Origin of the sequence: Microbacterium aurantiacum (assembly GCF_002872075.1) — a bacterium.
Lineage (GTDB): Bacteria > Actinomycetota > Actinomycetes > Actinomycetales > Microbacteriaceae > Microbacterium > Microbacterium aurantiacum_A.
Genome location: NZ_PGGU01000029.1, coordinates 1 through 9287, shown reverse-complemented (window position 1 = coordinate 9287; position 9287 = coordinate 1). Strand labels below are relative to the sequence as shown.

Here is a 9287-nt window from a genome sequence, read left to right as displayed (position 1 = left end):
CGCGACCCGCCGTCGTGTCAGTGCCCGAGTCCAGGTCGTCGGCCGGATGGGCGACGATCCCCGGAATCGACACCCCCGTCGCATCCACCGTGGCTACGCATACCGCGTGCACCGGAACGATCCAGCGGGTCCTGTTCGATGAGGGCCGCATCATCGGGATCAGCGTCACCGACCGCGTCTTCACCGTCCACCAGAGACGGGCAATCATCGCCCGCGACAAGGAATGCCTCATCCCCGGCTGCCACGTCCCCGCCACTTGGTGCGAAATCCACCACGTCACCGAACACGCCCGCGGCGGACCCACCCACACCGACAACGGAGTCCCGCTGTGCTGGCACCACCACCGCACCCTCGACACCTCCGGGTGGGAGATCCGCACCACGAACGGCATCCCCCAGATCCGCGGACCCGCATGGTGGGACCCCGCCCGACAATGGCGCACCCCACGCCCCACCCTCGACACGCTCGCTCTCGCTTGACGGCGAGCACTCGACGGTCGGCACTCGACGGCGGACGCCTGAAGCCTGACACCCGGCGCTGACGCGCGCTTCGCTGAGTCCGTCGCGGCCGACGTGCAGCGCCCTCCATCGCCGCGAAGCGACACGTACAGCACGAGACACCACGCACGACGTGTCGCTTCGTGCGCGTGACGTCACTCCATGCGAAGCATGTCGCTTCGTGCGTGTGACGTCACTCCATGCGAAGCATGTCGCTTCGCCCACGCAAACCACGTCCCTCCACGCGGACCACGTCGCTTCACGCCAACCATGTCGCTTCTCGCGAACGACCTCTCCACCCGCACCGACGTATGGCGACCCCCGTGCACGCCCATCGGCTCCGGGCGAATCTGCCCGGCGGGACTGCATGCCTCCGAGCACATCGAAAGGCCGGCCACTGACTCCAGGTGCTCGGCCAGCCCCTGAGTCTCCAGCGGCCTTAGGTTGGAGATACACGCCCGAAGGAGCATCCGATGACCGACACGACCGTCACCCGCAACGACGAGCTCTCCCGCTACGAGATCCGCACCGGAGACACGCTCGCCGGGTTCGCCGAGTTCGACCGGCGTCCGGGCGAGATCCGTTTCATCCATACCGAGGTCGACCCCGCCTTCCAGGGGCAGGGTCTCGCCGGGCAGCTCGCCGCCGAGGCGCTGGCGGATGCCGCGGCATCCGGCGATGTCATCGTGCCCTTCTGCCCCTACATCGCGAAATACCTGCGGACGCACGACGTCGAGGGCGCGGAGATCCGCTGGCCCGAGCGCCGCGGAGCCTGAACCTCGGCCTACCTGAGGCAGATACCGCCGTAGTAGTCGGAGAGCGCCTCGCCCGCTGCGGCGACGTCACCGTCATGGGCGGCGACCACCGCGTCCGGATCATCGTGGATCGTGTCGACGGCATCGTCCAGGTAGTCGGTCCACACCTGCAGATCATCGGCCAGCTCGGGCGTCGGCTCGAGCTTCTCGACGAGTGCGAGGCGGGTGCGCACCGTGTCTGCGTCGTCCGTGCCGGGGATCAGCGGATCGAACGCGACGGCGGCGGTCTCGTGGTCGTCGTGCAGCGGGCCGCAGAAGCCGGCATCCCCGCCGGAGGCGCAGCCCGTCATGCCGAGAGACGCGGCGAGCGCCAGCACGGCCGGGGTCGAACGTCGAGCACGCATGCGGTCGAGTCTACGAGGCCCCGCCGTACCGCCCACGGCATTAGTTTGGACGTACGCACGTGAAGGAGCATCCGATGACCGACCTCGCAGACGGCGCACACTTCGACGGGTCGAGCCCCACAGGAGGCAGCGGAGCGATCGGACAACGGCGGATCGTCCTCGAGCCGCGCGAGGTGCCGCTCGGCGGGGTCCGCGGGATGAACGTGCTGCGCGCACTCCCGCATCGCAACCTCCCGACGATCGGCGCCTGGTGCTTCCTCGACCGGTTCGGTCCGGCCGACACGCGGATGCGGGTGGAGCCGCACCCGCACATCGGGCTGCAGACCGTGACCTGGCCGCTCGTCGGCGAGATCCGCCATCGCGACTCCCTCGGCAGCGATGCCGACCTGCGCCGCGGCCAGTTGAACCTGATGACGGCCGGAAACGGAATCTCGCACTCGGAGTACTCGGTCGGAGACGACCCGGTGCCGCTGGACGCGCTGCAGCTCTGGGTGGTCCTGCCCGAGTCCGCCCGGCACGGCGACGGCGGATTCGAGCGGCACATCTCCCTGCCGACCTTCGGCCTTCCGGCGGACGAGGGAGCGGAGGCCACCTCCACCGTCGTGCTCGGCGAGTTCGCCGGAGTGCGTTCGCCTGCGACCGTCCACACTCCGATCGTCGGCGCGGAGATCAGGATTCCCGCCGGGACCCGGGTGCAACTGCCGCTGCGGACCGATTGGGAGCACGCCGTGATGCTCGTCGAGGGCGGTGCGGCCGTCGACGTCCATGAGATGGCGCTCAACGACCTGCTCTACCTCGGCGACTCCCGCGACCGCGTGGAGGTGTCGTCCGACGAGGGCGCGCTGCTCTTCCTCCTCGGCGGAGAGCCGTTCGAGGAGGACCTCGTGATGTGGTGGAACTTCGCCGCGCGCACCCACGACGAGATCTCCGCCGCCCGCGAGGACTGGGAGGCGGCATCCGATCGGTTCGGCGTCGTGGCCGGCCACGACGAGCGCATCCCTGCTCCGCCGCTCCCGCCGGTGCACCTGCTCCCGCGGACCCGCACTATCTGAGGGCCTCCGCCGGCGGATGCCTCGTTTCAGCCGCGCTCCGGCGCATGCACCCGCGCGAGAAACCGATCGGCGCGGGGTGACGGCGCCCGCGGATCGAGCAGGGACACCACGACCGTGACGATTGCGGCGACGGGGATCGTCCACGCGGCCGGTTGCGCGAGGTATGGTGCCGCCACTCCCACTCCCCCGATCGCCGCATGCACGAGCAGCGCGAGTCCTGCCGCGAGGCCTCCGGACAGCATCCCCGCCACCGCTCCGCGGGCGGTGAGCCCGCGCCACCACACCCCCAGCAGCACGACGGGCGACAGCGTCGACGCCGCCACGACGAAGACCGTGCCGACGCTGGATCCCAGTCCGGCGGGCGCTGTGAGCAGTGCGACCGCCAGCGGCACCAGCGCGCACAGCACGGCGGACAGACGGAAGGAGCGCACCGAGCCCGAGAACACGTCTTGGCTGATCACTCCGGCCAGCGACACCACGATCCCGGCCGAAGTCGCCAGAAACGCGGCGAACGCTCCGGCCACGATCAGGGCGGTGAGCAGCTCGCCGACCACGCCGGGAAGCACGCGCGAGGGGAGCACGAGCACCACGGTGTCTGCGACCCCCGGTACCGCGAGGTCGGGAGCGGCGATGCGCGCCAGCAGGCCCATCGTGCTCGAAACCGCGTAGAACGCGCTCACCATGGCGATGACGATCGCTGTCGTCCGTCGCGCGGACACCCCGTTCGGGCTCGTGTAGAACCGCACGAGAACATGCGGCAGGCCCATGGTGCCCAGAAGCAGTGCCAGCAGGAGGGATGCCGTCTCGTACGCGTCGAAACCCGAAGGGCCCGCCTCGGCGGGGAAGACCAGCGCAGGATCGAACTCATGAGGTCCGCCGCTCAGCGCGAAGGCGATGAAGGCGACCGGCACGAGCAGCGCCGTGAGCTTGAGCCAGTACTGGAAGGCCTGCACATAGGTGATCGCGCGCATGCCCCCTGCGGCCACCGCCGCCGCCACGAGCAGCGCCACGGTGACCGCGCCGACCCACTCGGGCACTCCCGCCACGACGAGCAGCGTGATCCCGGCCCCGTGCAGCTGCGGCACGATGTACAGCCAGCCGATGATCAGCACGGCGATGCTCGTCACCCGTCGAGCCGCCGTCGATTCCAGTCGCGCCTCGATGAAATCGGGGAGCGTGTAGGCGCCGCTGCGCCGGAGCGGCGCGGCGACGAAGACGAGCACCAGCAGATACCCGGCGGCGTACCCGATCGGGAACCAGAACCCCCTGGCGCCGTCGAGCAGCACCAGCCCCGACAGGCCGAGGAACGTTCCGGCAGAGAGATACTCCCCGCTGATCGCCGATGCGTTCCAGACCGGCCGCACGGTGCGGGATGCGACGAAGAAGTCACTCGTCGTACGCGAGATGCGCAACCCGTACACACCGATGAGCAGGGTCGCCACGACGACGAGCGCGACGCCCACCAGGTCCATGGCGGCGTTCATCCGCGATCCCTGAGCGCACGGTACCGCCGCTCGTTGCGGGCCGCGGTGCGCAGGTAGAGCAGTGCGAACACGAGGATTATCGGATAGAACGCGTACGCCTGGAGCAGCCAGGACAGCGGAAGACCCCACACGAGGATCCGCCCGATCTCGGGGATCAACGCGATCGCGAGCGTCAGCGCCACCACCACGAGCACGAACCCGGCGATCGTGCCGAGCGCGAGCCGGAGCTGGCTGCGCATGAGGGCGCGCGCGTAGACGGCGTCCGCCTCATCGACCGGAGAGCCCGGCAGCGCGATGCCACGGGTGAAGGCCGGGGTCCGCCGAGAAGGGAGGTCGGAGGTCACCCGCACGCGCTTGGGCGTCGCAGTCATCCGGCGCCCTCGCCGCGCAGGAGAGCCTCGCGCACGGCCGGCACCAGACGGCGGCTGACCGGGAGCGACAGATCGCCGACCGACACCGCGGGCTCCGCTCCCGAGAGGCGCGCCTCGGTCACCGCCGCGGTGCGCACGAGCGACGAGCGATGGATGCGGATGAACCCGGCATCCGCCCACCGGGACTCGAGCTCCGAGATCGGGATGCGCACGAGATGCCCGGCGCCGTCGCCGGTGTGCAGACGGGAGTAGTCGCCTTGCGCCTGCACCCAGCGCACGTCGCTGCGCCGCACGAACCGCACCGCGGTGCCGACCGTGACAGGCACCATCTCCTCATCGCTGGAGTTCGCCGTCTCTCCGATCTCGAGCACCCGGTCGACGGCACGACGCAGCCGCTCCGCGCGAACCGGCTTGAGCAGGTAGTCCACAGCACGCAGCTCGAACGCCTCCACGGCACGGGCCTCGTCAGCCGTCACGAACACCACGGCCGGCGGGCGAGCCAGAGCGAGCAGTGCACGCGCGAGCGCGGTTCCGAGCAGACCGGGCATGTGGATGTCGAGGAAGGCGATCTGGACGGCTCGCTCGGAGAGCTGGCGAAGCGCGTCGGCACCGCTCGCTGCAGTGAGGATCTCACCGATCCGGTCGTCCGTGCGCAGCAGGTGGACGAGTTCATCGAGAGCCGGCTTCTCGTCGTCGGCGACGAGGACGTCGATCACGGGCACGTCAGTCGTTGCCCGGGTCGTGCAGCGGTTGCGATTTCGGGACGCGCATGCGCACCAGGGTACCCGCGCCGGTGTTCGTCTCGACGACCAGTCCGCTCTCGGCTCCGTAGAGCTGGCGAAGGCGGGTGTCGACGTTACGGAGTCCGACGTGCAGACCGTCGTCGCCCGCGGTGAGCGTGACGCGCAGGCCCTCGGGGTCCATGCCGACGCCGTCGTCCTCCACCGAGATCTCGGTGTGCGTGCCGTCGTCACGGGAAGCGATGCGGATCTCTCCTCCGCCCTCTCCCGGCTCCAATCCGTGCCGGACGGCGTTCTCGACCAGGGGCTGCACGGAGAGGAAGGGGATCACGGTGGCGAGGGTCTCCGGGGCGATCTGCAGAGTGATCCGGAGCCGGTCGCCGAAGCGCGCGGACTCGAGCTCGAGGTAGGAGTGGATGCTGCCCAATTCCTCGGCGAGCGTGGTGAACTCGCCCTGTCGCCGGAAGGAGTAGCGCGTGAAGTCGGCGAACTCGAGAACGAGCTCGCGGGCACGTGCGGGGTCGGTGAGGATGAATGATGCGATGGCCGTCAGTGCGTTGTATATGAAGTGCGGCGAGATCTGCGCCCGCAGTGATCGCAGCTCCGCCTCGGCCAGCTGGGTGCGCGAAGCCTCCAGGCCGCCGAGCTCGACCTGGGCCGCGCACCAGTCCGCGACCTCCTCCGCCGCCCGGACGAGCGCGGCCCGCACCGGTGCGGCGAACGCGACCACGGCACCCACCACCCTGCCGTCGACGAGGATCGGCGCACCGACGGCCTCGAGATCGTCATCCGGTCCCGGCGAGCGGAACACCTGCCGTCGACCTGAAGCGGTGACCTGCCCCGCGATGCGCACCGCGGCGGACTCCAGCCCGTCGGAGGGCCCGTCGAACGACACGACGCCATCGGCGCTCACGATGGCCACCGCCGCGCTGCCGAGCAGCACGCGCAGGTGACGGGCGGCCTTGACGACAGCCGGCCCGGCGAGCCCCGAACGCAGGTGGGGAGCTGCGAGGCTCGCGTGGTGCAGCGCGTCGAGCGCGGCCTGCTCGGCATCGCTGCCGAGGTCGGCGGCTCCGCGCGCCAGGCGACGGGCGAGCAGCAGCAGGACCGTCAGGACGATCCCGCCGAGCACGCCGAGCACCGCAGCGAGAACGACGTCGGTCATGCCCCCAGCCTAGGCACCGCGGCATCCTGCGCCGTCGTGGTCGCCGCTGTCAGCAGCAGCGCGCACCGGGATTGCGATCCTGGTCATCCATCCGCTGTCGCCAGAACTGCCGCTCCGTCATCGGCTCCTCGTCCGGATGCTGGCGGCGATGATGGGCGACATAGGTCGCATAGGCCGTGTCGCCCATCAGCGTGGTCGTGTACCAGCGGATGCCGCGGCCGACCCGCCGTGCAGCACGCGCGAGCGTGCGCAGAGGGGTGGACGCGGCATCCGTGTGGTTCGTCATCGTGTGCTCATCAGTGGGTCGTCGCCCTGCGATCCTCGGCGAGGATCGGTTCCCACTGCTTCTCGAGCTCCCGCTCGGCCGCATTCGGCAGGAAGCCGGCCGGCGCGAATCGCCGCGAGGCCACCGGGGTCTCCTCGGTGTTCTCCCCGCCGCCGTTGCGGATGGCCCTGATCGTCACGATGACGGCGGCCACCATCACGATGATCGCCAGTGTCACGAAGATGATCGAGAGCGTGCCCTGCACGGCCGTGTTGCGGATGACCGCATCGAGCACCTCCGGAGCGCCGAGCGAGGTGTCGCCGCTGTCGCGAGCCTCGACGTACCGGAAGTGGTTCGCCCAGTATCCGATCGCCGGCACCGGGGAGGCGATCTTGTACAGCGACGCCGTGATGGTCACCACGGCGGTGAAGGCGAGCGGCAGACCGATGATCCACAGCCACTTGACGTAGCTCCTGCCGCGCTTCGCGACGATCGCCAGCACCACGGCGAGCGCGATCGCCGCGAGCAGCTGGTTCGCGATGCCGAACAGCGGGAAGAACGTGTTGATGCCACCCAGCGGGTCGGTCACGCCGAGGATGAGGATCGCTCCCCAGCCGGCCACCATGATCGCGGTGCAGATCCAGACACCGGGGCGCCAGGACACGTCGCGGAACTTCGGGAACCAGGCGCCGATCGAGTCCTGCAGCATGAAGCGGGCGACGCGAGTGCCGGCATCCACCGCGGTGAGGATGAAGAGGGCCTCGAACATGATCGCGAAGTGATACCAGAAGGCCATCAGCGCCTGCCCGCCGAGGGCCTGCTGCATGATGTGCGCGAGGCCGAGCGCGAGCGTCGGAGCCCCGCCCGTACGGGAGACGATCGATTCCTCGCCCACGGCCTCGGCGGTGCCGGTCAGCATCTCCGGTGTCAGATTCACCCCCGTCAACCCGAGGGAGTTCACGAACGCGACCGCACCTTCCACCGTGCCCTGCGTCACCGCCGCCGGCGCGTTCATGGCGAAATAGATGCCCTGGTCGATCGAGATCGCGGCGACCAGCGCCATGATCGCGACGAAGGACTCCATGAGCATGCCGCCGTAGCCGATGAAGCGCGACTGGCGCTCCTTCTCGATGAGCTTCGGCGTCGTGCCCGAGGCAATCAGCGCATGGAAGCCCGACAGAGCCCCGCACGCGATCGTCACGAACAGGAAGGGGAAGAGCGGACCGGCGAACACCGGACCCATGCCGTTCTCGCCGAAGATGCTGACGGCCGGGACGGTGATCTCCGGACGCACCAGGATGATGGCGCCGGCGAGCATGACGATCACGCCGATCTTCATGAATGTCGACAGGTAGTCGCGCGGGGCGAGCAGCAGCCAGACCGGGAGCACGGCGGCGATGAAGCCGTAGATGATGATGCCCCACGCGATCGTGGTGCGGTCCAGGTGGAAGATCGCCTGACCCCAGTCGGTGCCGGCGACCCATCCGCCGCCGATGATGGCCGCCATCAGCAGCGCGAAGCCGATGATCGAGACCTCGGTGACCTTTCCCGGGCGGAGGAACCGCAGGTAGACGCCCATGAAGATCGCGATCGGGATGGTCATCGCCACCGAGAAGACGCCCCAGGGGCTCTCTCCCAGCGCGTTGACGACGACGAGAGCGAGGATCGCGACGATGATCAGCATGATCAGGAGGGATGCCACGATCGCGGCCGTGCCGCCGATCTTGCCGAGCTCCTGCCTGGCCATCTGGCCGATCGTACGTCCGCCGCGGCGCATGGAGAAGAACAGAACCGTGTAGTCCTGCACCGCACCGGCGAGCACCACACCGACGATGATCCAGATCGTGCCGGGGAGGTAGCCCATCTGGGCGGCGAGCACGGGGCCCACGAGCGGACCGGCTCCGGCGATGGCGGCGAAGTGGTGACCGTAGAGCACACGGCGATCGGTGGGGACGTAATCCTTGCCGTCCTGCTTGACCTCAGCCGGGGTGGCCCGGCGATCGTCGGGTCGGGTGATGTACTTCTCGATCACCTTGGAGTAGAAGCGGTAGCCGATCAGGTACGTGCAGACGGCCGCGAACACGAACCAGATCGCGTTGACGGTCTCGCCGCGGACGACCGCGAGCATCGTCCAGGCCACCGCGCCCAGCAGCGCGATCGCCGACCAGATGAGGATCTTGGGCCAGGTCCAGCGATTCGCCTTCTCGTGATGCTCGTCGGTCAATGCGACGGGGGGAAGATTCGGGTCGGTGACGACGGCAGGTTCGTCATCGACGATCGCGGTGCCGTCGCGGCGGCCCGATGAAGGTGCGGTCATGGAGATCTCCTCGGTGTGCGCATCGTTGCGTCTCCCCACGCTAGAAAGCTCGGACGCCGCGCGTGAGCGCTCGAGCAGATGCTGCGACGAGCGGCGCCGATCGCGCGATGAACGGGCGCGGGCAGCACGACGCCCCGCGGTCCGTGGACCGCGGGGCGTCGTGGTGGATGCTGCTACTCGGCGGCGACCGTCACCACGGTGCGCACCTCGGAGTCGCCGTACTGCACGACGCCGAGG

The 9287-nt window shown here is 69.4% G+C and carries 10 protein-coding genes; 3 read left to right on the top strand and 7 right to left on the bottom strand.

Features of this window, described 5'->3' with window-relative positions:
• The coding region (locus CUR96_RS18655) for an HNH endonuclease signature motif containing protein (protein WP_219722014.1) at positions 1-479 on the top strand (479 nt) is incomplete at its 5' end.
• A 491-nt stretch (positions 480-970) separates the two neighbouring features.
• Positions 971-1273, top strand: coding sequence for a GNAT family N-acetyltransferase (locus CUR96_RS17115; protein ID WP_102194549.1), 303 nt, complete (start codon positions 971-973; stop codon positions 1271-1273).
• Positions 1274-1281: 8 nt separating this feature from the next.
• On the opposite strand, the gene CUR96_RS17110 is transcribed toward CUR96_RS17115, so the two are convergent.
• Positions 1282-1656 (bottom strand): hypothetical protein, encoded by a 375-nt coding sequence (locus tag CUR96_RS17110; protein ID WP_102194548.1) that lies wholly within the window; start codon positions 1654-1656, stop codon positions 1282-1284.
• 74 nt (positions 1657-1730) lie between these two features.
• Between CUR96_RS17110 and CUR96_RS17105 the strand changes: the two genes are divergently transcribed.
• Positions 1731-2708 carry a pirin family protein gene (locus CUR96_RS17105; protein ID WP_102194547.1) on the top strand — a complete coding sequence of 326 codons (978 nt, stop codon included), beginning with the start codon at positions 1731-1733 and terminating at the stop codon, positions 2706-2708.
• A gap of 26 nt (positions 2709-2734) precedes the next feature.
• Here the strand turns inward: CUR96_RS17105 and CUR96_RS17100 are convergent, their stop codons facing one another.
• Genes CUR96_RS17100 through CUR96_RS17075 form a run of 6 tightly spaced genes read right to left on the bottom strand, consistent with a single transcriptional unit; the run spans position 2735 to position 9050 of the window.
• Positions 2735-4192: a cation acetate symporter gene (locus CUR96_RS17100; RefSeq protein WP_102194546.1), complete on the bottom strand. Its 1458-nt coding sequence runs from the start codon at positions 4190-4192 to the stop codon at positions 2735-2737.
• Positions 4189-4563: a heavy metal transporter gene (locus CUR96_RS17095; protein WP_102194545.1), complete on the bottom strand. Its 375-nt coding sequence runs from the start codon at positions 4561-4563 to the stop codon at positions 4189-4191. Before CUR96_RS17095 ends, CUR96_RS17100 begins: the two co-directional genes overlap by 4 nt.
• Positions 4560-5279: a LytR/AlgR family response regulator transcription factor gene (locus CUR96_RS17090; protein ID WP_102194777.1), complete on the bottom strand. Its 720-nt coding sequence runs from the start codon at positions 5277-5279 to the stop codon at positions 4560-4562. The genes CUR96_RS17095 and CUR96_RS17090 overlap by 4 nt, the downstream gene beginning before the upstream one ends.
• Positions 5280-5286: 7 nt before the next feature.
• On the bottom strand, positions 5287-6468 hold the full coding sequence (locus CUR96_RS17085) for a sensor histidine kinase (protein ID WP_102194544.1): 1182 nt from the start codon (positions 6466-6468) through the stop codon (positions 5287-5289).
• Between the two features lie 49 nt (positions 6469-6517).
• The gene (locus CUR96_RS17080) at positions 6518-6754 is read right to left on the bottom strand and encodes a YbdD/YjiX family protein (protein ID WP_102194543.1); all 237 of its coding nucleotides are present in this window, start codon (positions 6752-6754) and stop codon (positions 6518-6520) included.
• 10 nt (positions 6755-6764) lie between these two features.
• On the bottom strand, positions 6765-9050 hold the full coding sequence (locus tag CUR96_RS17075) for a carbon starvation CstA family protein (RefSeq protein WP_102194542.1): 2286 nt from the start codon (positions 9048-9050) through the stop codon (positions 6765-6767).
• Between the last annotated feature and the right edge of the window lie 237 nt (positions 9051-9287).

Excerpts from the sequence above, each read along its gene's own strand:
- CUR96_RS17115 (WP_102194549.1), top strand. The coding sequence starts at position 971 with ATGACCGACACGACCGTCACCCGCAACGACGAGCTCTCCCGCTACGAG.
- CUR96_RS17110 (WP_102194548.1), bottom strand. The coding sequence starts at position 1,656 with ATGCGTGCTCGACGTTCGACCCCGGCCGTGCTGGCGCTCGCCGCGTCT.
- CUR96_RS17105 (WP_102194547.1), top strand. The coding sequence starts at position 1,731 with ATGACCGACCTCGCAGACGGCGCACACTTCGACGGGTCGAGCCCCACA.
- CUR96_RS17100 (WP_102194546.1), bottom strand. The coding sequence starts at position 4,192 with ATGAACGCCGCCATGGACCTGGTGGGCGTCGCGCTCGTCGTCGTGGCG.
- CUR96_RS17095 (WP_102194545.1), bottom strand. The coding sequence starts at position 4,563 with ATGACTGCGACGCCCAAGCGCGTGCGGGTGACCTCCGACCTCCCTTCT.
- CUR96_RS17085 (WP_102194544.1), bottom strand. The coding sequence starts at position 6,468 with ATGACCGACGTCGTTCTCGCTGCGGTGCTCGGCGTGCTCGGCGGGATC.
- CUR96_RS17080 (WP_102194543.1), bottom strand. The coding sequence starts at position 6,754 with ATGACGAACCACACGGATGCCGCGTCCACCCCTCTGCGCACGCTCGCG.
- CUR96_RS17075 (WP_102194542.1), bottom strand. The coding sequence starts at position 9,050 with ATGACCGCACCTTCATCGGGCCGCCGCGACGGCACCGCGATCGTCGAT.